This is a genomic window from Psychrobacillus sp. NPDC096623 (genome assembly GCF_044762655.1).
Taxonomy (GTDB): Bacteria; Bacillota; Bacilli; order Bacillales_A; family Planococcaceae; genus Psychrobacillus.
Map to the genome: position 1 here is coordinate 88,632 of NZ_JBIWER010000007.1, position 23,838 is coordinate 112,469.

At 37.4% G+C, this 23,838-nt stretch carries 25 protein-coding genes and 1 pseudogene; 11 read left to right on the plus strand and 15 right to left on the minus strand.

What is annotated here, in order from left to right:
* Window positions 1–11: 11 nt before the first annotated feature.
* Window positions 12–731, plus strand: coding sequence for a DUF6904 family protein (locus ACIQX2_RS16800; RefSeq protein ID WP_402852978.1), 720 nt, complete (start codon window positions 12–14; stop codon window positions 729–731).
* Between the two features lie 282 nt (window positions 732–1,013).
* Here the strand turns inward: ACIQX2_RS16800 and ACIQX2_RS16805 are convergent, their stop codons facing one another.
* From ACIQX2_RS16805 to ACIQX2_RS16825, 5 genes and pseudogenes are all read right to left on the minus strand, one after another.
* A complete protein-coding gene (locus ACIQX2_RS16805) occupies window positions 1,014–2,555 on the minus strand; it encodes a Mur ligase family protein (RefSeq protein WP_402852980.1) in 1,542 nt (513 codons plus the stop codon).
* Between the two features lie 108 nt (window positions 2,556–2,663).
* A complete protein-coding gene (locus ACIQX2_RS16810) occupies window positions 2,664–2,966 on the minus strand; it encodes a DUF6509 family protein (RefSeq protein ID WP_402852982.1) in 303 nt (100 codons plus the stop codon).
* Window positions 2,967–3,270: 304 nt separating this feature from the next.
* The gene (locus ACIQX2_RS16815) at window positions 3,271–4,284 is read right to left on the minus strand and encodes a serine hydrolase domain-containing protein (RefSeq protein WP_402852984.1); all 1,014 of its coding nucleotides are present in this window, start codon (window positions 4,282–4,284) and stop codon (window positions 3,271–3,273) included.
* Between the two features lie 2 nt (window positions 4,285–4,286).
* Entirely contained in the window at window positions 4,287–4,805 is a 519-nt protein-coding gene (locus ACIQX2_RS16820) for a DUF4825 domain-containing protein (protein ID WP_402852986.1), read from the minus strand.
* Window positions 4,806–5,152: pseudogene (locus ACIQX2_RS16825) on the minus strand (cation-transporting P-type ATPase).
* A 129-nt stretch (window positions 5,153–5,281) separates the two neighbouring features.
* Here ACIQX2_RS16825 and ACIQX2_RS16830 point away from each other — a divergent pair.
* Entirely contained in the window at window positions 5,282–6,106 is an 825-nt protein-coding gene (locus ACIQX2_RS16830) for an STAS domain-containing protein (RefSeq protein ID WP_402852988.1), read from the plus strand.
* A gap of 128 nt (window positions 6,107–6,234) precedes the next feature.
* On the opposite strand, the gene ACIQX2_RS16835 is transcribed toward ACIQX2_RS16830, so the two are convergent.
* Both ACIQX2_RS16835 and ACIQX2_RS16840 read right to left on the minus strand, forming a co-directional pair.
* On the minus strand, window positions 6,235–6,888 hold the full coding sequence (locus tag ACIQX2_RS16835) for a glyoxalase (RefSeq protein ID WP_402852990.1): 654 nt from the start codon (window positions 6,886–6,888) through the stop codon (window positions 6,235–6,237).
* 13 nt (window positions 6,889–6,901) lie between these two features.
* A complete protein-coding gene (locus ACIQX2_RS16840) occupies window positions 6,902–7,345 on the minus strand; it encodes an ASCH domain-containing protein (protein WP_402852992.1) in 444 nt (147 codons plus the stop codon).
* A gap of 150 nt (window positions 7,346–7,495) precedes the next feature.
* Here ACIQX2_RS16840 and ACIQX2_RS16845 point away from each other — a divergent pair, with 150 nt between their 5' ends.
* From ACIQX2_RS16845 to ACIQX2_RS16880, 8 genes are all read left to right on the plus strand, one after another.
* Window positions 7,496–7,825 (plus strand): ArsR/SmtB family transcription factor, encoded by a 330-nt coding sequence (locus ACIQX2_RS16845; protein ID WP_402852994.1) that lies wholly within the window; start codon window positions 7,496–7,498, stop codon window positions 7,823–7,825.
* A 19-nt stretch (window positions 7,826–7,844) separates the two neighbouring features.
* A complete protein-coding gene (locus ACIQX2_RS16850; protein WP_402852996.1) occupies window positions 7,845–9,596 on the plus strand; it encodes a SulP family inorganic anion transporter in 1,752 nt (583 codons plus the stop codon).
* The gene (locus tag ACIQX2_RS16855) at window positions 9,574–10,746 is read left to right on the plus strand and encodes an alanyl-tRNA editing protein (RefSeq protein WP_402852998.1); all 1,173 of its coding nucleotides are present in this window, start codon (window positions 9,574–9,576) and stop codon (window positions 10,744–10,746) included. The genes ACIQX2_RS16850 and ACIQX2_RS16855 overlap by 23 nt, the downstream gene beginning before the upstream one ends.
* Before the next feature lie 67 nt (window positions 10,747–10,813).
* Window positions 10,814–11,308: a hypothetical protein gene (locus ACIQX2_RS16860; RefSeq protein ID WP_402853000.1), complete on the plus strand. Its 495-nt coding sequence runs from the start codon at window positions 10,814–10,816 to the stop codon at window positions 11,306–11,308.
* A gap of 151 nt (window positions 11,309–11,459) precedes the next feature.
* Window positions 11,460–11,855 (plus strand): MarR family winged helix-turn-helix transcriptional regulator, encoded by a 396-nt coding sequence (locus ACIQX2_RS16865; protein ID WP_402853002.1) that lies wholly within the window; start codon window positions 11,460–11,462, stop codon window positions 11,853–11,855.
* Between the two features lie 17 nt (window positions 11,856–11,872).
* The gene (locus ACIQX2_RS16870) at window positions 11,873–13,045 is read left to right on the plus strand and encodes an MFS transporter (RefSeq protein WP_402853004.1); all 1,173 of its coding nucleotides are present in this window, start codon (window positions 11,873–11,875) and stop codon (window positions 13,043–13,045) included.
* 429 nt (window positions 13,046–13,474) lie between these two features.
* Window positions 13,475–14,011, plus strand: coding sequence for a superoxide dismutase family protein (locus tag ACIQX2_RS16875; RefSeq protein ID WP_402853006.1), 537 nt, complete (start codon window positions 13,475–13,477; stop codon window positions 14,009–14,011).
* A 14-nt stretch (window positions 14,012–14,025) separates the two neighbouring features.
* Window positions 14,026–15,108, plus strand: coding sequence for a CAP domain-containing protein (locus ACIQX2_RS16880; protein ID WP_402853009.1), 1,083 nt, complete (start codon window positions 14,026–14,028; stop codon window positions 15,106–15,108).
* Window positions 15,109–15,165: 57 nt separating this feature from the next.
* On the opposite strand, the gene ACIQX2_RS16885 is transcribed toward ACIQX2_RS16880, so the two are convergent.
* The 7 genes from ACIQX2_RS16885 to ACIQX2_RS16915 all read right to left on the minus strand — a co-directional run bounded on the left by ACIQX2_RS16885 (window position 15,166) and on the right by ACIQX2_RS16915 (window position 20,960).
* The gene (locus ACIQX2_RS16885; RefSeq protein WP_402853011.1) at window positions 15,166–15,840 is read right to left on the minus strand and encodes a DNA alkylation repair protein; all 675 of its coding nucleotides are present in this window, start codon (window positions 15,838–15,840) and stop codon (window positions 15,166–15,168) included.
* Window positions 15,837–16,568, minus strand: a complete 732-nt coding sequence (locus tag ACIQX2_RS16890; RefSeq protein WP_402853014.1) for an NADPH-dependent oxidoreductase — start codon at window positions 16,566–16,568, stop codon at window positions 15,837–15,839. Before ACIQX2_RS16890 ends, ACIQX2_RS16885 begins: the two co-directional genes overlap by 4 nt.
* Window positions 16,569–16,655: 87 nt before the next feature.
* Entirely contained in the window at window positions 16,656–17,012 is a 357-nt protein-coding gene (locus ACIQX2_RS16895) for a DUF779 domain-containing protein (RefSeq protein WP_402853018.1), read from the minus strand.
* A 28-nt stretch (window positions 17,013–17,040) separates the two neighbouring features.
* The gene (adh, locus tag ACIQX2_RS16900; protein WP_402853020.1) at window positions 17,041–18,561 is read right to left on the minus strand and encodes an aldehyde dehydrogenase; all 1,521 of its coding nucleotides are present in this window, start codon (window positions 18,559–18,561) and stop codon (window positions 17,041–17,043) included.
* A gap of 216 nt (window positions 18,562–18,777) precedes the next feature.
* The gene (locus ACIQX2_RS16905) at window positions 18,778–19,815 is read right to left on the minus strand and encodes an LLM class flavin-dependent oxidoreductase (protein ID WP_402853022.1); all 1,038 of its coding nucleotides are present in this window, start codon (window positions 19,813–19,815) and stop codon (window positions 18,778–18,780) included.
* Window position 19,816: 1 nt separating this feature from the next.
* Window positions 19,817–20,458, minus strand: a complete 642-nt coding sequence (locus tag ACIQX2_RS16910; RefSeq protein ID WP_402853025.1) for an NAD(P)-dependent oxidoreductase — start codon at window positions 20,456–20,458, stop codon at window positions 19,817–19,819.
* A gap of 73 nt (window positions 20,459–20,531) precedes the next feature.
* The gene (locus ACIQX2_RS16915) at window positions 20,532–20,960 is read right to left on the minus strand and encodes an Rrf2 family transcriptional regulator (protein WP_402853028.1); all 429 of its coding nucleotides are present in this window, start codon (window positions 20,958–20,960) and stop codon (window positions 20,532–20,534) included.
* A 240-nt stretch (window positions 20,961–21,200) separates the two neighbouring features.
* On the opposite strand from ACIQX2_RS16915, the gene ACIQX2_RS16920 reads away from it, so the two are divergent.
* On the plus strand, window positions 21,201–22,013 hold the full coding sequence (locus ACIQX2_RS16920; protein WP_483880203.1) for a YitT family protein: 813 nt from the start codon (window positions 21,201–21,203) through the stop codon (window positions 22,011–22,013).
* A gap of 284 nt (window positions 22,014–22,297) precedes the next feature.
* Here ACIQX2_RS16920 and scpC read toward each other — a convergent pair whose 3' ends face one another.
* The gene (gene scpC / locus ACIQX2_RS16925) at window positions 22,298–23,812 is read right to left on the minus strand and encodes a succinyl-CoA:acetate CoA-transferase ScpC (protein WP_402853031.1); all 1,515 of its coding nucleotides are present in this window, start codon (window positions 23,810–23,812) and stop codon (window positions 22,298–22,300) included.
* Window positions 23,813–23,838: the final 26 nt, after the last annotated feature.

Genomic DNA, 23,838 nt, shown 5'->3' on the forward strand with positions numbered 1-23,838 from the left:
GAGGTGAAAATATGTTAGCTCTCAAAAATACCGAGAACTTAACTGGAGCACTTATAAGCGGAGATTATTGGGATTTAGACGAGCTTTGCACGGCACTTCATCGGTTAACTGGAAACGAATCACGCTATCTTGATTGGCAGGGTGCTCGTATGCGTTTATTGCGTATTATTCATGACTTAAGAATGGCATACCAAGGAACCAAGAATGTTGAAAGCGTTGGCAATGGCTTGAAGAAAGATACGATGAAAAATCACGATTTTATTGCTTCACAGCATAATATTTACTATTCTACAGAAATCTTATGGCCAGATCTTATCTTTGCATTAGTTGCCATCAATGATTTTATACACCTTCACAAAAAATATGAACATGCTACAGATTTAGATATTCATATAGTGAATGTCCGTAAATTTCAATCACTTATTGCAGAAGGTATGAAAGAGAATATGTCAGAAGAAACGTATACCTCTGTCATACATTATGTGCTAACATCCAAGGCATATGTAGAAGAGTATGCTGTTCAATACATCGACTTGCTTAATCTGTCTTATATCGAAATGTCTAGGGACCAACGTATTAAAACTTTTGACTCAATCGCACACAAAATTGTCATCCAATCGAAAGACTATAATAATTTTAAAAGTAAAATTCTAACAGAGTTAAACAAAACTAAAAGTACTATCCATGATTTCCAAATGAATATAGAATACCCAGAGGATATCGAGTGGTAAATTACGGGCAAAAGACATGCCAGACCCTTTAAGATCAAAACCTGTTTCTATCGTTTTCGAAGTGCTTTGGACAGACATTTTACTATATGAATACCGAGTGAATTTTTAGGGATGCTGTTTGGTGACGTCGGTCCGGCACCAAACAGCATCCCTTTTTTTGGTAATCTTATGGCATTTGCCTCTCAATTATTTATTCTAAATTATCTTGATCCCAGTTTTCACAGAACATAAATTGCATTGAAAAAAGCAGCTCCACTAGACATGGAACTGCTTTTTCATCTTTTATGAGTTTCCAGCTACCCGTTTTTCAAGTGGTTGGAATAATTTCTTTTTATCGACATTTGGTCGAATCGTTTCTAGCTGCTCTAGCGCTAGCTTTGCACCATAGTCCATTCCTTGGCAACCGGCTAACAATAGTAAATCACCTTCTGCAACATCATTAAGACTACATTTAATAGCTTCAGGCAATTCCTCGTACAGTTGTACATCAATACCTGAACTTTCCATAACTTCCTGGAACACTGCAAGCTCACTTTCGGAAACTACATCTTTTTGCGTGACATGAGAGCGACTTAAAGTAGCAATAACTTCATGTATACCAAGTTTTGGAGCCCACTTAGCAATGGTCTCTGCATTTTCTCTGTTAACCGTCACGCCACGATCTCCACGAATAGCATAAACAAGCTTGATACGGTTAAAGTCCATCTTTTGTAAGGTACCGAGGGTAATATCTATATTCCCACTGTTAGCAAAGTGGTCATCAATAATTTTAAAGTCATCTTCAAAGATAATTTCAAAACGACGTTCTACCCCTACAAACTCCGCCAAACTCTTTTGAATTGTAACTACCGGCACTTCACATAATAATCCAATCACTATGCTGACCATTGAATTGTATACCGAGTGAAAACCTGGTGTAGAAAGTTCCACTGTAAAACTTTGCTGAGGGATAACAAGATCCTGCGTTACTAAATCTTGTTGAATTTCCACTGTGAATTTAGCTCGACCAGTCGAAAGGTCTAAATTCGTACAAATAACATCTGCAGATTGCTCTTCAACACCTATGGTGATAACCTTTGCTTTTGTTTTATCTACAAGTGAGGCTGAATAAGAATCATCTAAGTTTAAAATAGCAACCTTGTCCGCTCCAGCATTGCGAATAAGGCTAGATTTATGATAAAAATAATTTTCAAAAGAAGAATGCAAGTCAATATGCTCACGACTAATATTATTTAACGTGACAATATCAAAGTCCACACAGCCTACGCGATTTAACTCTAAAGCCGAGGAGGATACTTCCATCGTTGCATGGCTTACATGTTCATCGACCATTTGCGCGTAAAAACGTTGTAAATCTAGAGATTCTGGTGTTGTTAGTTCTGAAGGCTCTGCATAATCTCCTATTTTCACTACGACCGTTCCCATAAGCCCCGTTTTCAAGCCATGGTTTTCTAATATAGCATTTGTCATAAATGAGGTAGAAGTCTTACCATTCGTCGCGGTGATTCCAATCGTTTTCAACTTCCGAGTTGGATGATTATAGAAAGCATCTGCAAGTGTTGCAAGCGCAATTCTTCCATTTTCTACTTTATATTGCGGTACCTCAATTCCATCGATAAAGTCTTCTACTACTAAAGCAACTGCACCATTTTCAACTGCTTGTCCTGCAAATTGATGCCCATCTACTTTAAATCCTTTTATACATACAAATATCTGCCCTTTTTCCACTTTACGTGAATTATAAGCAAGTCCCGTTATTTCTAGCGGTCCTGCATTTTTAGTTTCTAAAACAGATATATGCTTCGTTAAATTTGTAATGTCCATCAAACAAGCCACCTTTTGTTGTAAATCTTCTCCATCAGTTTACCTTAATTATGATAAGAATTAAACAATAACAAAAACCAAGAAGCAGATGTCTTCTCGGTTTTCACTTTATATAATGTCATTATAATGTTCTTTACAAAAAGCAAGAACGATTGCTTCCTCTTCCTCTTCTAAACCAAAATCCAGCACTTTACCATTGCTTCGGTTTATAAAATGGTACTGTACAATGCGCGCTTCTGATTCTTCAATAACCAGAATCACTCGTAAATCTAACGAATTCGTTTCATCAAAAAGTTCATCGTCTTCAGGAACTTCTATTCCAAGTAAAAATTCATAGCGATCGCCTGTTATTATTCCTGTTGGATCGTTTAACTTATCAACCTCGTAGGATGTTATTTTCAAAATGTCCACCTCCGTACCTACAGTTTATCATTTTTTATAGAAAATAATCCATTTACATTATTATTGGTATAATATGGTTATCATCCTTAAAATTAAGAAATGAAAGAATGCTTTTCAAATGCATAAAAGCATATTACATAGTGAAACCCGACAAACGCTGATTTTCTCTCTAGGTAGGCGCTTTCCGCGAGCACGGCTCTAGCCTGTAGACTGTCGCTCGTACTGTTACCACACTGGAGGCGTCGCCCGCCGCTCCAATCCATAGGATCAACTTTTTTTAGAAATTAAATAAGCAATAATGAAATTGACTCATTTAGAAAGAATTTTCCAATTCTAGCATCATTGCATATGCTCCTTTAGATTTGTTAGAGCATATAGATAGGATAACTGTATTATGTGGATAATAGGCTGAGTGAAAACTCACTCCAGGATCGTATCCCATTACATGATATTTATAGATTTCGTTTTCTTTTTTCTCAATCCAAACCCCATACCCGTAATAACTTTCATCTTCCTCATGAACATATGGAGTCATTAGTATTGTTTTATCATTCAATAATTTGTCTTGTATAAGTGCTTCCCAAAATAACACCATATCATCAGCAGTGACAAATGCTCCACCATCTGACCCTCCTTGTATAGGAAGAGAATACATATTTGTTTTCCATGTGCCGTCTTCTTTGTCTATATAACCAATCGCTGTATTAGAAGGTAATGCATCTAATGCAAAATAACCGGAGTTTTTCATCCCTGCTTTGTCCATAATATTCTGTTGAACATAGTCTATGAATGCCATGCCAGTCACTTTTTCTACAATCAAACCAAGCACTATATATCCTGCATTATTATAATAAAACTTCTCACCGGCAATATATTTCTGCTGCTCCTTTTGAAATAATGGTAAAAAATCATGCAGTCGGCGGATATGGTACATCGGAATCTTTATCCATAACTCTTCAAAGTCATCCATTATTTCCTCATCAAAATAATCTGGAATTCCCGAAGTATGCGTTAAAAGATGATGGATCGTTACACCTTCGTGAAAATGTGGAAAAGAAATGTCTAAGACATCTCTTAAAAGGCTATCAAAACTTAGTTTCTTCGCTTCTACAAGCTGCGCAATTGCAACTGCAGTAAATAATTTACAACCCGAAGCAATACCAAAGCGTGTTTGCTTCTCATTGAGTACCGCGTCAGCACGATTAGCATATCCAAAACTAGCTTGAAGTTTTACTGAATCACTCTGTTTTACAAAAATAGACCCTGAAAAGTGATTTTCTGTTTGAATCTTTTCTATTTGATTCGTTAAGTTATTCAGAACTAACACCCCTATTTTGTATATTGATTAATCCAATCAGTCATTGTACTTTCTAATAGTGGATTTTGAACTTTCTCTTTAAATACCTTTGGATCTATTAAACTAGCATAATCATCTTCAAACCATTGCTCTACATTCTCTCTTGTTATCACATAGGATTGGTGTGAGAAACGCATATTAATTACTTCTAAATTTTTTATCAAAACAAAGGCCGCTGTCGCATTATAAATGACAGTTTTTTCATCACCACTCGTATTGTAATTTACAACGAATGTACGTGTATCGGAATCCAACTCGACTAAATCTCTATAATTAGAAAAAGGTAGATTATTAAATAGATTCGTGATGTTAGAGTTATTTCCCATATAGTCATTTTCGTATGCTAATACTTTTTGAAAGTCATGTGTCTCTACAGTCAGTTGTTTCACATCTTCTTGAGCTACTTGTTTTTGATTGTTACTTAGTACATAAACTACTCCAAGTAATAATACTAAAGATATTCCAACTACTAGTCCGATTGTTTTCTGCAATTATTTCCCCCCTGACATTTTAACCAGCTTAACCAACTCATTGATCATTAAAGGCAGCAAGCTAAGTCCCACAACTGCGTTAATTATTACTACTAGTCCGATAATAACCGCATCCGCAATCTCCCCGACAAAAGCTGAAATGACAGCTGCAATTATTAGTACATAAATGAGGACATTATTAACCTGGGCAAATATTTTCTCTACCCAGGTTTTCTTGCGATTATTACCCAACCGGTTTGGACCGTATTGTTGCAATCTTTTTGTGCTTCTGCCTCGGTAATCCCTTTTTCACTTTTAACATGAAGCTCCTGGAACACTTCTTCTGTAGACTTTTTATACCAACTCATCTGTTTCACCCAGGTTTTTGATTTTTTAAGATAATCTTAATAACTTTTATTCCACCCAAGTGGAATAATTTGGTCTGTACCCTTACAATAATAATAATAATAATAGAACGATTGAAGGAGACAGACGAAATGAGTCATCTAAACAAAGAATTATTTGATTTTATTATGCTGAATAAATCGGCAATAACAGATGCCTGGTTAGCTCAACAGTCAAAAGATAACCCAACCTACTCTTTACCACAAAACAATACATATTTAAGGGAAGAAAATGGAGCTCTAATTGAAGCCATCTCATCTGTTTATATTAAGGATAAATTTGAATATATAGAATATATCAACACCCGTTCAGCTGAAGTGGCAGAGAAACGAGCAAAAGAAAAATTTCCTTTATATGAAAGCATCCGCAGTTTCCGCAATGTCCGGATCGCCTATTGGACATTTGTTCAAAAATTCATCAAGCAGTCTACAACTCCTATAGCTGGAAATCTCGTAGCTGAATGGTCAAATCTGATGAATACTGCATTTGACTACATTATCGAGAACTTTGCGAAATACCATCACCAATATACTGAAAATCTGCTTGCTACCCAAAAAGCTCTTATTACGGAGTTAAGTAGTTCAGTTATTCCTATTAAAGAAGGGATAGGAGTTTTACCTTTAGTCGGAAATATTGATACAGAACGTGCAACAATTATTTTAGAATCCGCATTGGAGCAGAGTTCAGCTAAAAAGCTGAATACTATTTTTATAGATTTATCTGCAGTACCAGTGCTAGACACGATGGTTGCTCAAAAATTATATCAACTGCATTCTGCTTTAAAACTCATTGGTGTAAATGCCATTTTCTCAGGAATTCGTCCTGAACTTGCTCAAACGGCCGTTGCTCTTGGTATAAATTTTGCAGATATGCAATCCTATTCCACATTAATGAACGCACTAAAAGCTAATTCTTAAGTTACTCACAGTGCATCCACAGCATTAATACATTCAGAAATGTTTTCAAGGAGTTATTCACATGTGGATAACTCCTTGAAAGTAAAAACGACAATTACTCCCTGTGGATATAATTTGTTGCTTTTCTTTTATTGAATCGTTATCTTTCCTTCTCTGTTCACTAGAATTACTTTTCCATCTTCTAGCACTATTTCTAGTGGAGAGGTCTCACTCAATTTTTTCGAAAAATACCAACGTCGCTTAGGAGGAACTAATAAAATAAACGTATCTTTTTTTCCTAGAAAGTTTAACTCATCAGGTTCAATTTGGACATGGCCGGAAATAGGAATACCATTCTCTTGTAACTTCTCTCCTGTTTCTTCTACAAATGGGGTTGTAATACTTACTTCACTTAGATTTAAAAATGACTCGATGCTGAAGTCACTCCATTTATCTACATTTCTCCTCGCAATTAGTTCAATCACATTACCCGCTGGATCTTCAAAGTAAAATGCATCTGCATCAAATCGAGCATAATAGATTTCATCTACAGAAGCTTCTCTATTAAGTAATACTCTTTCTTTTGCCCAATGCTTAGCAAGTGTAAATTGATTGCCTGGTATATTAATGGCAAAGTGATAGGAAGTCTGTAATTCGGAAAGTCGAAAAATAAGCGTCGAAGTTCCAATAGATATTTGAAAATATTCATCTGTTGATTCCTCAATGGGAATTTCTAAGACATTTCCATAGAAGCCTCGCAACTGTTTTAATTTATTCGTATATAGAGTTACTCGGTTAAACATATTCTCTCCTCCATTACTTAACGTCTATCAGTTCAAAGTGCTCACAAACAAGTAGCATTTCTTCTGAAAACTCCCTCCCCACTCCCTTTAACTCGTTTGTGAAAAATTCGATATGTACCTTGCGCCAATGATCATAGGAGCGATCTCCCTCACCTTCTGCATAAGCAAATTCGGCAGACACTTCGTTCATAGGCATTATTTTCACATCCGAGGTACGAATCATACAAACCGGATCATCTTTACTATTAAGTACAATACTATAATCATCCACCTTTGGAAGTGGCTCTTTCTCTAGTTCATATAATAGATGTAACGAACATGTAGCAGATTTTACTCCCTCTGCAACTAACTGAGCCAGTTCGTCAGGATTTCCACCAAACTGCCATGAGGTAACTGATAGTGGTTTTTCTTTTCCTTCCCAGTAAGTATCCCAATACTTTTGTGCTAATTCATTCATCGGTAAAACCTCATTCATTTTATTTTTTCGTTAAATTCAGTATATTAAACAATTTCTTTAATTACTATTGCAATTTGGTGGATATGCTCCTACAATACATATACTAACATATTCAAATATTTGAATATGTATATAAATGGAGTGATAGTAATGTGGAGTGATTTACAGCAATTCAAAGCAGACTTTTTTAAAGCATTAGCACACCCACTACGTATTCGAATACTTGAAGTACTCACAGAGGGAGAGAAAAGTGTTAATGATATCCAACAGATCCTTAGCAGTGAAGGGTCTACAGTTTCTCAACAATTAAGTGTACTTAGAGCTAAAAATATTGTAGTTGGTCGTAAGGATGGAAAAAAAGTTTTATATTCTCTTAGAGATCCAGCTATTGTCGAGTTATTAAAAGCAGCCCGTGATCTTTTCAATAATCATCTTATCGATACAATTTCGATGTACGAGGAATTAGAAGAACAAAAATAAGGAAGAAGAAGGGATTTTAGTGAAAATTCCATTTCTATGGAATAAATTAAATTATTCTATGCAGCATTTTCAAAAGGACTTACTTTCTGGGTTAATCGTTGGAGTCATTGCTATTCCTTTAGCAATGGCTTTTGCAATTGCTTCGGGAGTTAAACCCGAATATGGTATTTATACGACCATTATCGCGGGAATCATTATATCGATTTTTGGAGGATCTAAGTTTCAAATAGGCGGTCCTACAGGAGCTTTTGTGCCTATTTTACTGGGAATTGTGATTACCTATGGCTATGAGGATTTACTATTAGCAGGCTTGCTTGCAGGAATCATGCTAGTAATAATGGGTATATTCAAAATTGGAACGTTCATAAAGTTTATCCCGCGACCGGTTACAATTGGTTTTACTTCTGGGATAGCTGTTATCATTTTTACTGGTCAAATTGCCAATTTACTCGGTCTAGCAAATATTGAAAAACACGAGAGGTTTATAGATAATATGTCGGAGATTGGCATTCACTTAGATACATTCAATATATATAGCTTAATTGTCGGCATTATTTGTTTGTTCTTTATAATTGCGACACCTAAAGTATTGCCAAAAGTTCCAGGACCGATTATCGGTCTAGTTACTTCCACTATCGCTGCAAGCTTGCTTTTTAACGGAGAAGTAGCAACTATAGGCTCTGCGTATGGCGGAATTACTAGTTCCCTTCCCATACTACAATTTCCAGAAATAACTTGGGAACGTGTAGAACGGCTCATCGCTCCCGCATTTGCCATTGCCGTTTTAGGGGGAATTGAATCTTTACTATCCGCTGTTGTTGCAGATTCAATGACAGGCACTAAACATAATAGTAATAAGGAATTGGTTGGGCAGGGGCTTGCTAACATCATAACACCTATGTTTGGAGGGATACCGGCTACAGGAGCAATTGCTCGTACTGCAACAAATATTCGATCCGGTGCGACTTCTAGAATGTCAGGAGTTATTCACGGTCTTTTTGTCTTGCTTACGCTTCTTCTGTTTGCGCCGTCTGCTTCTCAAATTCCACTTGCAAGTATGGCACCAGTACTGATGATGGTTGCGGTTAATATGAGTGAACGAAAACCTTTTTATAAAATTTTGAAGCGCAAAAACGGCGAATCTCTTGTTTTATTGTTAACCTTTGTGTTTACTGTATTTACAAGTATCACTATAGCTGTTGTAGTTGGTCTAGCACTATCCATTATTTTATTCTTACAAAGAATGGTTAATACAGAAATTGTGTCGAAGGTTTTACCTGACCATTCTAGTCCAGGACATACTGTCCACCAAGGCGGAGTTTACTCGGGACAAAATTGCCCACAAATTGATATGTTTACGATTAATGGTCCACTATTTTTTGGGACTGCCGAGTTGTTTGAAACTCGCATCATGGAAACCATCCATTCCGAAGCGTCTGTACTAATACTTAGAATGGGAGATGTTCCTTTCATCGATACAACCGCGGAGGAAAATTTACATCATGTGATGAAACACTTCCAAAGCAAGAATGGAATTATTTTAGTATCTGAGGCTTCGCCTATTTTACTAAATTCTCTCCAAAAGACTGATATTTATAATTGCATCGGTGAGCATCACTTTTTTCCAAGAACCCGTGAAGCAATCGACTTCGCACTGCAGCTAATTAATCATGATTCCTGTATCGATTGTAACCATCTTTCCTTTAAAGAATGCTCGAAACTATCAAATCCTAAAGGAGACCAATCCTATGACGAACAAACTCTATTATGAACAGCCGACCATCCAAACCTTTCAAGCAAAAGTAATAGAACAGCAACCAGATTATGTTGTACTTTCTGAGACTGCCTTCTACCCTTCTGGAGGTGGTCAGCCGCATGATCTTGGACTAATAAACGATATAGAAGTGACAAATGTAGAGGTAATCGATGGACAAATAAGACACTTCCTTGCTAATCCTCTTCCTGAAAATACGACGGAAGTAGATGGTCAGATCGACTGGGATAGAAGATTCGATCATATGCAGCAGCATGCAGGTCAGCATATTCTATCCGCAGCCTTTGAACAATTATTTGGGTTCCAAACGATTAGCTTTCATCTAGGAAAAGATACAGTAACGATCGACTTAAATATTTCCGACGTTTCTGAAACACAATTAGCTGAAGTCGAGCAACTTGCAAACGAAATAATTTTGGACAATCGGCCAATTGAAACAAAATGGGTAAAGGAGCAGGAACTATCGGATTATGACCTCCGTAAAGCTACATCTTTAAAAGAGAATATTAGACTCGTCATAATTCCCGACTTCGACTACAATGCATGCGGCGGAACTCATCCTGCATCTACTGGACAGGTAAGAGCCATTAAAATTCTTCAAACAGAAAAACAAAAGAAGAATGTGCGAGTGGAGTTCATTTGTGGGGAAAGAATCATTACACATTTAGATAGAAAGCACCAAGTACTAAGAAGTTTAATCAGCACATTAAGTACTCCTGAAAACAAAATAATAGAGGCAACGAAAAGTATTTTAGTGCAAAATTCTGCATTAGAAAAACAAATAGCATTTTTAACAAATTCGCTTTTAGCATACGAAGCAAAAGAGTTAAAAGAAAACGCTGTAGGAACTACGATTACTTGCACACTTGAAAACAGATCCATGCAGGAGCTGCAAAAACTTGCTAAATTAGTAATTCACGAAAACCCAAAATCCATCTGTATTTTAGTCTCCATTAATGATGATAGGCTACAAGTCGTCGCTGCAAAAGCTAATAATGTTGAACAAAGTATGAAAGAACTAATAGCTCATGTCCTGCCGCATATCAATGGAAAAGGCGGCGGCAATGACCAAATGGCTCAAGGTAGTGGAGATAAAATTTTATCTAGTGAGCAATTAATCGAAAAGGCAATATCCTATATCTCATAAGCACCGTTCCACAAATAACCTCCTGACATATACTAAGTTGATTACTTTATGAAAGGAGGATTTGATAATGAACAATCAATTTCCTTTTCCACAAAATCCAGAGGGGCCTCAAGGATTTCCCTCTATTGAAGGTCAACAATTTGGAGGACAACAGTTTCCGGGAGGTATGATGCCCCCATTTGGTCAACAACAGTTTCCTGGTAATATGTTCCCTCCATTTGGAAATTCACAATTCCCAGGGTTTCCTCCATTCGGTCAACAGGGTCCATCATCCCCTCCAAGTTTTCCGTCCGGTGGACAACAACAAGGAGGAGCTCCAACTACTCCCCCACCATCCTTCGTTCCACAAAGACAGAATGTCGGAGTATTTGCTGTAGATCCTGGCTCTATTCGTGGATGCCTATTCCGCTTTACGTATGTATGGTTGAATAATGGTAATGCTTTTTGGCTTTACCCGACTCATGTCGGAAGAAGGTCCGTTTCTGGTTTTAGATGGAACGGATTCCGTTGGACTTATTACGGAACTGATTTAGAGCGAATTTCTTCTTTTCAATGTTTTTAATAAATTGAATCTACCGAGCAACTTGCTCGGTTTTTTTGTTGTTGTCTGCCTGTGGCAAAACTATATTCTTTACAAAAGCTATGTTGAAAAGTAATATATATAATTAACTAGGTAAATAATAAAATTGCTACTTTAAAGAGGTGTTTCATTTATGAATCCAACTATTCATGAGCTATTCCAAAAATCCCGTTTTTTATCTCAGGAAGCTAATAATACATTAAAGAAACATAATTTATTCGCTTCACAGTGGTCCGTTCTCTACTGTATACAGCGACATAAAGAAATGACATTGACACAAATTTGGAAATACCTAAATGTGGAGGCTCCCACTATTACAAGAACTGTAAATAGATTAGCTGAACTTGGCTGGATTGAAATATGTTCTGGAAAAGATAGACGAGAGAAAATTGTGAAGCTTTCCGAACAGGCTTTACAACAGTTTCCAGTTATCAAAGCTGCGATGATGGAATTTGAAGATCGAATGGTCGTTGGCTTAACCGATGAAGAGGAAACTCAACTGCTTGAACTTTTACAAAAAATTAGATAAACAGGAGGATTATTAGTTTGAAAAACAAGGAGCCTATATGGACAAAAGCTTTTATAAGTTTGTTCACTACAAACTTTTCTATTTTTATTATTTTTTACGGCCTCGTATCCGCACTTCCCCTTTACGCCACAGATATATTGTCGCGTTCAGATGAAGATGCGGGTTTATTAATGACTATCTTTTTAGTTTCTGCAATTGTGACGCGACCTTTTTCCGGTAAAATTCTAGATTTATTTGGAAAACGAAAGGTATTATGGCTTACTTTGTTTTTGTACTTAGTATGTACAGGACTATATTATTTTATCGAACCTTTTGAAGCGTTATTAGTACTGCGATTTGTACAAGGTATATTCTTTAGCATTGCAACCACTGCAAGTGGCTCCATGGCAGCGGATAATATTCCACTGTCTAGACGTGGTGCAGGACTTGGTTATTTTACAATGTCTACAAATTTAGCTGTAGTTGTCGGTCCATTAGTCGCATTAACGTTATTGCAAAGCTTCTCTTACGATGTCATGTTTATTTCCTTAACTGTTTTACTTATCGTAGGTGCAGCTTCCGCGCTGATGATACCTTCAGATAGAAAAGCTGAAACAACTGTATCAAGATCGAAATTAACATGGAACGATTTATTTGAGAAAAAAGCATTGCCTGTTGCATTAATCGCTAGTTTAGTTGCTTTTTCTTATGCGAGTGTACTGTCATACTTATCCATTTACTCCCAAGAAAAGGGTGTACTTCACTTAACGAGTAGCTTTTTCGCCGTGTTTGCTATCGTGATGCTCGCTACACGTCCATTTACTGGTCGTATTTTCGATGAAAAAGGTCCTAAATATATCGTAATTCCCGGTCTTGCCTCTTTTATGATTGGTCTTTTGTTGTTAGCGTTTATGAATTCACCGTTCCTTTTCCTTCTATCCGGTGCGTTTATCGGACTGGGATATGGGGCAGTCGTTCCTAGTTTCCAGACTCTTGCAATCCAATCAACCAAACATGAACGTAGTGGCTATGCTACTGCTACATTCTTTACATTATTCGATACGGGGTTAGCAATAGGTTCTTATATCCTTGGTATTGTTGCTACTCAGCTCGGCTATCAAAACTTATATTTATTCTCTATTATTTTCCTTGTCATTGCGCTTGTTTTGTTTATATTACGAGTAAAAAAAAACAACGTCTCCTATAGTTGAGGTGTTGTTTTTAAAATTTCCCGTGAACAATAGGTTCAAGTTACTTTTTAGAATAAATATTAAAACTGATTTCGTTACAGGTGGGGTACAAAGACTTGGATTGTAGTCCAATGATAGATGTAGAAGGCAGACTTAAATTTAATGAGATATTGTATGGAACTTTCCTTATATAAAGAGGGTCTTATTGGTTGTAGCTCAGGTAGGACTCAGTAGGAAAGCACGAGGGAGAGACTACAGGCTCGAGCCGTGCCCACGGAAAACGTCCGACCTTCGTTACAATCAACTGCATAACTAGATTTTTATACTTAAAGGATTAGGTGTTTTTTTGCCTGTTATTCCATAACTAATACTTTTTCATTTATCACGTATATATATGTCCTTAATTTGGTAATACTTGAAATATTAAAGTAGATTAAGGAGGACAATTAAATGAAAAAGCAAATTATTATTCCATTATTAATAGCTGCCACGGCACTCGGGGGCTGTAACTTCCCTTCTGCAGATGCCAACTTAAAGGATTCAGTGCAGGTTTCATTATTAAACACAGAAGGTAAAGAAGTAGGACAGGCAACTTTGTCAGAGCATTCAAAAGGAGTGCATATATTTTTAAAGGCGGAGGGTCTAACACCTGGAGTTAAAGCGATACACTTTCACGAAAAGGCAAGCTGTGAAAAACCTACCTTTGAATCGGCCGGTGCTCATTTTAACCCAACTCACAAAGAGCATGGCTTTGAAAATCCAAAAGGCTATCATTTAGGTGATTTACCAAACATTGAGGTTGGAGAAGATGGTAAAGTAGAGTTAGAAACAGTGTCTCCAGCTGTAGTTTTAGCTGGCGGAAAAAGTAACTCCTTATTAGATGCTGATGGAAGTGCAATTATCATTCATGAAAAAGCGGATGACTATAAAACGGATCCTTCAGGAAATTCTGGAGCAAGAATTGTTTGTGGGGCAATTAGCAAGTAGGTTGGAGGGATGATATGAGAAAAATAGGCTGGTTACTTCTTTTAGTTTTAGCACTTTTCTTTACTAGACCGTTATGGGAAGAGTATACCGTGGAGTACGTGGATCTTTCTTTTTTAGAGCCAGTGGATGAATGGATTGATTCACTGGAAATAGAACAATATTTGGATGAAGCAAAAGCGTACTGGATGCAGATAAAAGATGAACCAGCCTCTCATATTGCATCTGATCAAGAAATACCACCAGGGACAGGCATTGAGTTAGAACAAATTAAAATAGGTATGAAAAAGAGTGAGATTGAGCATATTCATGGCAATGCTAAACGAGTTAGTCTAAATGAATATAATTTGGTGTGGCATACATACCATGAAAACTATCAAAATTTCATGATGATATCCTATGATAGTAATAATCGAGTAAACGCCATGTTCACTAATCAGCCCTCTGAATCTTCCTTTCTAGGTTTACAAATGGATAGCACGAGAGAAGAAGTTCTTGCTAAGTTTGATGAGCCGATTACGAAACTGAAAAAGGGTAATATTATCTATCTCCTCCCTGATGGTGGTGAATATGATTTGTTTTTAATCGATAATAACTATGTAACCTTTTTCTATGATTTGCATGAAAATAATACAATCACGGCTATTCAAGTAGTTGAAAAATCGGTTGAGAAAAATCATGAATCGACTTTTGGACAACCATCCGAAGAACTAAAAAAGGGATTTGAATTTCAACTCTTCGATCTAACAAATGCCGCCCGAGTTGCGCATGGTCTTTCTGTTCTCTCCTATGATGAGAGTGTCAGCAACACCGCAAGAAAGCATAGTGAGGATATGGCTATTCACAACTATTTTAGTCATGAAAACCTAGAAGGTAAATCTCCTTTTAATCGTTTGGAGGAAGACGGCTTGCGCTTTTCCTATGCTGGAGAAAATTTAGCATATGGGCAGACAAGTAGCATCTTTGCACATGAGGGACTGATGAATTCGTTGGGTCATCGAAAAAATATTTTAAGTGTTCACTATGAAAATCTTGGTGTCGGTACAGCTTTCGATGATAAATCAACTCCCTACTACACAGAAAATTTCTTCACAAAATAAGAGGCATGTCCAAGAATCAGTGCTTACTGATTTCTGTGGCAGCCTCTTTTTTAGTTATCATTTAAAATGTTTTAAAGCCTCTCTCTTACTTAAAGGAGCGAGAGTGTGACTACCAACATATGCTTGTACTACTTGAGGACGTGTTTTAGCGTATTCTCTCAGCACCCAGCCAATTGACTTTTGAAGAAAGAATTCTTTTGAGCCTGCATGACGTTCAATAGTCGCAAATAATAGTTCTTCATTTGTTTTTTCCTTATATTTTAATTGATGTAAAATAGAGGCTCTATTCCTCCACATATTAGAGGACCTTGCCCATTCGACCATCGCGGCCTCCCCTTCTAGTCTGTTAGCTAAAACAATATCTCCTACTATCTTAGGAGCAATAGAATCCACACTATCCCACCAGGACTTTGTTTCTATCAGGCGGCGGCAAAAGGATAAATCCTCTACCGTTAACTGCTTTTTATATTTGCCCAACAACTCTATTGCTATGTAATGATATTCTCTTTCCTCTAACTGGAATAAAGCCCAGACTTCTTTTTGCATATCTTCATATGCTGGAAGTTCCATTTCAGTCATCATCTTTTTAAAAAGTAATCGACGTTCAGGAGTTTTAATCCCTAGAAAAGGAAAATGATTTTTCATATATTTAACCATTGGAATTGCATTTTCTTCGTTTCGATGAGGCTCCATATAGCTTTTAACTTGCTCTACTGTCCATTCTGATTTCATTTGAGATGAAATCCTTTACTCGCTAAAAAGTCAGCCATATGAGTTCTTCTCGGTTTCTCCAGATAATCAGCCATTGTTTTGGTCCAATTTGCCGTTTTTTGATTGGATCCACGATTTGTATAGTAGGCTTCCATTGTTTGATCGTACTCGGGTAATAATACTTCATACTTGGCGCTATTATAGCTATTTTCATGTAGTATAGCAGCTACCGGTAAACGAGGTTTCACTTCATTTTGCTGATCTGGGATACCAAGAGTAATTGCAAATAGAGGGAATACTCCTGTTGGCAAATCAAACAAATCGCTAATTGCAGCCGGTTCGTTACGAACTCCACCTATATAACAAATACCAAAACCTTTAGCTTCTGCTGCAATGACTAAATTTTGTGCAAAAAGAGCTACATCCACTGCTCCTACCAACACGTTTTCAGTTGAATCTATGTCAATCTCCGTGTCCTGAATTTTACCTGCCACCTGTAAACGATGAAAATCAGCACATAATAATAATGCAGCTCCAGCTGTTTCAAATTGCTTTGGATTTTTAGATAATCTCCCTAATTCTTCTTTTTTCTGTTCATCGTTTACCCATATAACACTATATGCTTGAACAAAATGAGAGCTAGCAGCGTGTTGTGCAGTTTCCACAAGCCCGGAAACTTCCTCTTTTGTTAATGTATAATCTTTATATTTTCTGACAGACGAATGCTTTCTTAGTAAATCTTGAACCAATTTAAGAACCCTCTTTCATATAATATTACAACTAGTATACCCGAAAAAAACGAAGTAAAGAGCTTTGAACTCTTTACTTCGCTTCATTTATGCTTGTAATTGGTTGTTTTCTTCTGATGTAAATGCTCGAGATCTCGTTAAAAACCGTTTTCCCTCCACACCCTCTAAAGAAAACATTCCACCACGACCAGCCACTACATCTATGATGAGCTGCGTATGCTTCCAATAGTCAAACTGACTTTTGTGCATATAAAATGGAACATCGCCTATTCTCCCAAGAAGTACATCTTGGTCTCCAATGATTAAATCGCCATCTGGATAACACATAGGAGAAGAACCATCACAGCAGCCTCCCGACTGATGAAACATTAGGGTTCCGTGTTTACTTTTTAATAATTCAATGAGTTCTAGTGCAGCGTCTGTGGCAATTACGCGTTCAACCATCTACACTCACCCTTTCAATTTTTCAGAATCAGAAGAAGCCTTGTTTGTTTTCACTGTAGCTGACAAGAAGGTTTTTCGTTTGTTGGTAGTGATTAAGCATCATTAGATGATTTTCACGACCAATACCAGACATTTTGTATCCACCAAAGGCAGCGTGTGCTGGATATTGGTGATAACAATTTGTCCATACACGACCAGCTTGAATTTTACGTCCGAAACGATATGCAGTATTCATGTCACGAGTCCAAATACCGGACCCTAAACCGTATAAAGTATCATTGGCAATTTCCAATGCTTCTTCTTTTGTTTTAAATGTCGTTACCGAAACGACTGGTCCAAAAATTTCTTCTTGGAAAATACGCATTTGGTTATTTCCTTTGAAGACAGTTGGTTTAATGTAGTAACCTTCCGCTAAGTCTCCGTCTAATTTGTTTTGTTCTCCACCGATTAAACACTCTGCTCCTTCTTGCTTTCCGATATCTAAGTAAGAAAGAATTTTTTCCATTTGTTCAGTTGAAGCCTGTGCTCCCATCATGACAGATGGGTCTAGTGGATTCCCTATATTAATCGCTTCTACACGCGCTAGTACACGCTCAATGAATTTATCGTAGATAGATTCCTGAATTAGAACACGGGAAGGACAAGTACATACCTCTCCTTGGTTCAAGGCGAACATAACGAAACCTTCTACTGCTTTATCTAAAAATGCATCATCTTCGTCCATAATATCTTCAAAGAAAATATTAGGTGATTTTCCTCCAAGCTCTAATGTTACAGGTATTAGATTTTGAGAAGCATATTGCATGATTAAACGACCAGTTGTTGTTTCACCAGTAAATGCGATTTTACTAATTCGAGGACTAGATGCTAAAGGTTTTCCAGCCTCTAACCCAAAACCATTGACAATATTCACAACCCCTGGAGGCAATAAATCCCCAATTAGTTCAATCAGTACCATGATTGATGCGGGTGTTTGTTCTGCAGGTTTCAAGACCACACAGTTCCCTGCGGCAAGTGCTGGTGCTAGCTTCCAAACTGCCATTAAAATAGGGAAATTCCAAGGAATGATTTGTCCCACAACGCCTAGTGGTTCATGGAAATGATAAGCAACTGTATCGTTGTCAATTTGACTTAAGCCGCCTTCTTGTGCACGAATGGCACCTGCAAAATAGCGGAAATGGTCAATCGCTAAAGGAATATCGGCATTTAATGTTTCTCGCACAGCTTTTCCGTTATCCCATGTTTCTGCTACTGCTAATAGTTCTAAGTTTCCTTCTATTCTATTTGCAATCTTATTTAATATATTTGCTCGTTCTGCAACAGAAGTGGAGCCCCAAGCATCTTTTGCTGCATGAGCTGCATCTAATGCTAACTCAATATCCTCTGAAGTCGAACGTGCAACTTGTGTAAATACTTTACCTGTAACAGGTGTAACGTTTTCAAAATATTGTCCTTTAACCGGGGGTGTCCACTCGCCATTAATATAGTTTTCATACTTGTCCTTAAATGAAACCTTCGAGCCTTCTGTATTCGGAAATGCATAAACCATCTTTATTTCCTCCCCTTCATATCTTTATAGCACATTCCATATTGTATGCTAGATTCGAATTATGTATGCGCTTTCAAAACTATTAAAATAAAAAATAGTCTTAACTCTATATTGACAGACTATACACAATATTTCAATAACAACGCTTGGATAATGAAGAATAATAAAAAATGACCTGAATACATATTTTATGTACTCAAGCCTTTTTCATATAAGTTATTTACTTGTCTCTCTTCTTATAACGGGCGCCACTTCTGTCGCGAAAAGTTCCAACCCTTTAACAACAGTGCTAAACGGTTGACCCCCGATATCTAATTGAGCAACGAATCGTTGGTGACCATATAGTTCGTATTGTTTTAGTATTTTTTCAATGACTTGTTGCGGACTTCCTACAAACAGGGAAGTTTCAGGACTTGCCATATGTTCAAAATCAGAGCGAGACATTCTAGTACCCATTCCTCTTTGTCTATTTACATAAGACCAGTAATTCGAGTAATATGGATAAAATTCATCCTTTGCCCGCTGACTATCGTTTGCAATGTAAGTATGACCAGTAACTCCAACAGACAACTTCTCAGGAGAATGCCCTGCATCTGCTCCAGCTTGACGATACAGATCCACTAGGGGTTTAAATCTTATCGGATCTCCCCCCAAAATTGCAAGAGCCATACCAGTTCCCAGTCTTCCTGCTCTAACTGCACTCTCTGGAGTACCTCCCACACCTATCCAAATAGGTATCTCCTCTTGAACTGGTCTAGGTGCTATCATTGCACTGGAAAGAGCCGATCGAAATTGACCTTGCCATGTGACAATCTCTTCCCGATTTAGTTGTTGAAGTAAATTAACTTTTTCTTCAAACAAAGCATCATAGTCATTCAACTCATATCCAAAAAGAGGAAAGGATTCAACGAAAGCTCCTCTACCAGCAATAATCTCTGCTCTTCCATCTGAGATTTGGTCCAATGTAGCAAAGTCTTCAAATAATCTAACCGGATCTAATGTGCTCAATACAGAAGTAGCACTAGTTAATTTAATACGTTTAGTTGCCTGAGCAATTGCAGAAAGGACTACTGCCGGTGAGGAAATAGTATAATCTAATCGATGATGTTCACCGACTCCGAAAATATCTAAACCTGCCTCGTCTGCTATCTTCGCCAGTTCTATTACCTCTTTTAAACGTTGAGAAGCACTTATTGTTTCTCCTGTATGTGGATTTGGACCAAGGTCTCCAAAAGTATAAACACCTATTTCCATCTTATTCTGCCTCTGCTACTACCGTGAAGCGTTCGTTTACATGCACGGGATTTTCCAATTCATCTACAATCGCAATAGCATAGTCTGCATAACTCACATAGCTTTCACCTTTTGCATTCACAATAAAATTATCTTTTCCTGTTTGATAAGAACCAGTTCGTTTACCTTCTGGGTTAAAGAATGCGGCAGGACTTACAAATGTCCATTCGAATCCTTCACTTTGTTGTAAATCTTCTAGATTTCTGCCTTGATTAGATGCTGTTGGCAAATATTCTTTTGGAAAATCTGGTGTATCCATTACTTTGATTGTTTTTGCTTCATCTACAAATAAGCTTCCCGCTCCACCAACAACTACTAGCTTCGTGTTAGCTGCTTTTTTAGCTGCTTCTATTAAGGACTTTCCTGCTTCCACATGAAGATGTTCTTGACCCGGAGGTGCACTTATAGCATTTACCACTACATCAAATGCTTGTAAATCTGATCCAGTCAAATCGAAAACATCCTTCTCTAGTACTGCTCCATTTGCATTTTCTAACTTAGTGGCGTTTCTTACGATAGCCGTTACTTCGTGACCTCTGTCAGCAGCCTCTTTATAAATTAAACTACCTGCTTTTCCTGTTGCTCCAATTATACCGATTTTCATCTTCATTCCTCCAATAGATTCATATTGTCGTAACTGTAGTAGTTACAACTATTTCAAAAAAAAGGATTTAACTTCATCCTATTTTTTTAGTTAATACTTTGACCAGTTCTTCCATAGTTATTTCTTTTAATATCGTTTCCATTGCATCCTGAGCTTTTACTAATATTAACTCTAGTACATCTTGTATATTAGCTCCAACCGGACAATTAGGATTAGGGTTTTCATGGATTTGAAAGAGTTCTCCATCCTCCACAACCTCGAGGGCATTATATACGTCTAATAAGGTAATATCCTCTAGATTTTTTTGAAGAGTTGCTCCTCCAAGACCACGACGGATATCTATTAGACCAGCTTTTTTCAATTTCCCCATAACTCTACGGATAACAACTGGATTGGTATTTACGCTCTCTGCAATCCATTCGGATGTAGAAACAATATTTTGGTTTAATGAAATTAGTGATAGTACATGTATGGCTACAGTAAATCGACTACTTATTTTCATATTATCCTACCTCCGATGTAACTATTATAATTACAACCATTTCACTCTGTCAACGAAACAATCTTTTTGAAAAATGAATGTAATTCCTTCTTCCTATAAGATGAATTTTTCTATAAACTAAATGTATGATTACTTTGAAGAAAGAGGCGATTAACCTTGAGTGACTTAGCGAGTGAATTAAAACCTGTCAAAACTCCCCACCGAAGCACCCCCAAGAAAGTCGTGTTTGTCCGTTTACTCATGATTGCCATAGGAGCTATATTAATGGCTATTGGATTAGAACTATTTTTAGTTCCTAATCAAATATTAGATGGCGGTGTTGTAGGCGTATCCATCATCATATCCCACTTAACAGGAGTGCGTTTAGGGATCTTTATATTTATCCTGAACATCCCATTCTTTTTCCTCGGCTATAAGCAAATAGGAAAAACCTTTGCATTATCCACATTATTCGGCATTACTATCCTGTCCATTTGTACTTCTTATCTACACAATATAGATGCTATTACTCCTGATCTCTTACTTGCGACTGTATTTGGCGGTATCGTTCTAGGTACTGGTGTGGGCATAGTTATTCGGTATGGCGGATCGCTAGACGGTTCAGAAATACTTGCCATTTTGTTTAACAAGGCTACTCCGTTTTCTGTAGGAGAAATCATTATGCTTATTAATCTGGTCATCTTCGCAGTTGCTGGCTTTGTATTCACTTGGGAACAAGCCATGTATTCATTTTTAGCATATTTTATCGCCTTTAAAACGATTGATATTGTGATTCAAGGATTAGATGAGTCAAAATCGGTCTATATCATTAGTGAAAATATAGAAGATATCGGTGACGCAATTATGGACCGGTTGGGACGTGGCGTGACTTATTTACACGGTGAAGGCGCATATACAGGAGATAATAAAAAGGTCATTTTCACGGTGATCACTCGACTAGAAGAAGCAAAACTAAAATCGATTGTTGAAGAAATAGACGACCACGCCTTTTTAGCAGTAGGCAATATTGCAGAGGTGCGTGGAGGTCGCTTTAAAAAGAAAGATATCCACTAAGAAAAACCGAGCAAAAAACGCCCGGTACTTTAAGAATAAAAACCTAGGTATTCCGTTGATTGTATGATTGTAGCGAAGGTAGAACGCTTTCCGTGGGCACGGCAGAGCATATAGTCTCTCCCGTGTGCTCGCAAGCGCCTATGTAACCTCAACAACGTTCTTTTGTGACGAGCTTTGCGCAGGAGCACATGTTTACTGCGACGAGCTTTGCGCAGGAGCAACAGCTGGAAGGATTTCTTTCTTGCGAAAAAACCGACTCCAAATATATGGAATCGGTTCTTTTATTATACTAATGCCGTTTCTTTATCGAACATTGTTCCATTTTTTGCTAGGTTCGCATGGAATGAAAATGCTTTTTCTAGGACATGTGGAGTTTGTCCACCTCTCGTTAATGCTTCTTCATAGTAATCACGTAATTGCTTTTTGTACATTGGATGTACACAGTTTTCAATGATTAGCTCTGCACGCTCTCTAGGTGCTAAACCACGCAAATCTGCATAGCCCTGTTCGGTTACCACTACATCTACATCGTGCTCAGTGTGATCCACGTGAGCTACGAAAGGTACGATACTAGAGATGTTCCCGCCTTTGGCAATAGATTTTGTTACAAAAATAGCTATTCTACTATTGCGAGCAAAATCTCCTGAACCGCCAATTCCGTTCATCATTTTAGTACCTGATACATGGGTCGAGTTAACGTTTCCATAAATATCAAATTCTAATGCTGTATTAATAGAGATAAGACCTAAACGGCGAATAATTTCAGGATGATTTGTAATTTCTTGTGGTCTTAGCACTAATTTATCTCGGTACTTTTCCAAGTTACCATATACTTTATCCATCATTTCTTGTGAGAGTGTTATAGAGCATGCAGAAGCAAAATTTACTTTGCCGGCATCTATTAGTTCAAATACAGAGTCTTGAAGAACTTCGGAGTATACTTGTAAATCTTCAAATTCTGAGTTAATCATGCCACCTAGCACTGCATTGGCAACTGACCCTATACCCGCTTGAATTGGTGCTAGCTTATTAGTTAATCTACCAGCGCTTACTTCTTGACGAAGAAAAGAGATCAAGTGCTGTGCCATTTCTTCTGTTTCCTCATCTGGTGGAACAATTGGTGATGGTGAATCTGTGTAATTAGTAAATACGATTCCTTTTACTTTGGATGCATCAAAAGGAATTCCAATTTGGCCAATTCGATCTTCTGCACTCATTAAAGGAATCGGTTGTCTACTTCCTTGAGCAGCTGGTTCATATATATCATGAAGTCCTTCTAACATTTCAGATTGCTCTACGTTAATTTCTATAATTATATTTTTTGCTTGCGAGACGAAGGTTGTGGAATTACCGACAGATGTTGTAGGAATAATCATTCCATCTGCAGTAATTGAAACCGCTTCCACTACTGCGAAATCAATAGTTGGTAATACCCCGGAACGGATTAACTCTGATGTATGGGACAAATGCTGATCAACAAACAAATGATCTCCGGCATTAATATGTTTGCGCATCGTTGCATCCGCTTGGAATGGTAAACGTTTGTGCACAATTCCTGCTTCAGATAGTAACTTATCTATATCAGAACCTACGGAAGCGCCTGTAAATATATTTACTTTAAAAGATTCAGTTGCTGCTCTTTCAACCAATGCTAATGGAACCGCTTTCGCGTCACCCGAACGTGTAAACCCACTTAATCCAAGTGTCATACCGTGTTGAATCCATGAAGCAGCTTCTTCTGCTCCAACTACTAAACTATGTAAACTAGTATCCTTAATACGATCTAAATTATTTAACATATTAGTATCCCCCTCAAAGTGCATTT

Excerpts from the sequence above, each read along its gene's own strand:
- adh (WP_402853020.1), bottom strand. The coding sequence starts at position 18,561 with ATGGTTTATGCATTTCCGAATACAGAAGGCTCGAAGGTTTCATTTAAG.
- ACIQX2_RS16805 (WP_402852980.1), bottom strand. The coding sequence starts at position 2,555 with ATGGACATTACAAATTTAACGAAGCATATATCTGTTTTAGAAACTAAA.
- ACIQX2_RS16865 (WP_402853002.1), top strand. The coding sequence starts at position 11,460 with ATGAATCCAACTATTCATGAGCTATTCCAAAAATCCCGTTTTTTATCT.
- ACIQX2_RS16875 (WP_402853006.1), top strand. The coding sequence starts at position 13,475 with ATGAAAAAGCAAATTATTATTCCATTATTAATAGCTGCCACGGCACTC.
- ACIQX2_RS16895 (WP_402853018.1), bottom strand. The coding sequence starts at position 17,012 with ATGGTTGAACGCGTAATTGCCACAGACGCTGCACTAGAACTCATTGAA.
- ACIQX2_RS16920 (WP_483880203.1), top strand. The coding sequence starts at position 21,201 with ATGATTGCCATAGGAGCTATATTAATGGCTATTGGATTAGAACTATTT.
- ACIQX2_RS16905 (WP_402853022.1), bottom strand. The coding sequence starts at position 19,815 with ATGGAAATAGGTGTTTATACTTTTGGAGACCTTGGTCCAAATCCACAT.
- ACIQX2_RS16860 (WP_402853000.1), top strand. The coding sequence starts at position 10,814 with ATGAACAATCAATTTCCTTTTCCACAAAATCCAGAGGGGCCTCAAGGA.
- ACIQX2_RS16835 (WP_402852990.1), bottom strand. The coding sequence starts at position 6,888 with ATGTTTAACCGAGTAACTCTATATACGAATAAATTAAAACAGTTGCGA.
- ACIQX2_RS16910 (WP_402853025.1), bottom strand. The coding sequence starts at position 20,458 with ATGAAAATCGGTATAATTGGAGCAACAGGAAAAGCAGGTAGTTTAATT.
- ACIQX2_RS16885 (WP_402853011.1), bottom strand. The coding sequence starts at position 15,840 with ATGAAATCAGAATGGACAGTAGAGCAAGTTAAAAGCTATATGGAGCCT.
- ACIQX2_RS16840 (WP_402852992.1), bottom strand. The coding sequence starts at position 7,345 with ATGAATGAATTAGCACAAAAGTATTGGGATACTTACTGGGAAGGAAAA.
- ACIQX2_RS16880 (WP_402853009.1), top strand. The coding sequence starts at position 14,026 with ATGAGAAAAATAGGCTGGTTACTTCTTTTAGTTTTAGCACTTTTCTTT.
- scpC (WP_402853031.1), bottom strand. The coding sequence starts at position 23,812 with ATGTTAAATAATTTAGATCGTATTAAGGATACTAGTTTACATAGTTTA.
- ACIQX2_RS16845 (WP_402852994.1), top strand. The coding sequence starts at position 7,496 with ATGTGGAGTGATTTACAGCAATTCAAAGCAGACTTTTTTAAAGCATTA.
- ACIQX2_RS16830 (WP_402852988.1), top strand. The coding sequence starts at position 5,282 with ATGAGTCATCTAAACAAAGAATTATTTGATTTTATTATGCTGAATAAA.
- ACIQX2_RS16855 (WP_402852998.1), top strand. The coding sequence starts at position 9,574 with ATGACGAACAAACTCTATTATGAACAGCCGACCATCCAAACCTTTCAA.
- ACIQX2_RS16915 (WP_402853028.1), bottom strand. The coding sequence starts at position 20,960 with ATGAAAATAAGTAGTCGATTTACTGTAGCCATACATGTACTATCACTA.
- ACIQX2_RS16800 (WP_402852978.1), top strand. The coding sequence starts at position 12 with ATGTTAGCTCTCAAAAATACCGAGAACTTAACTGGAGCACTTATAAGC.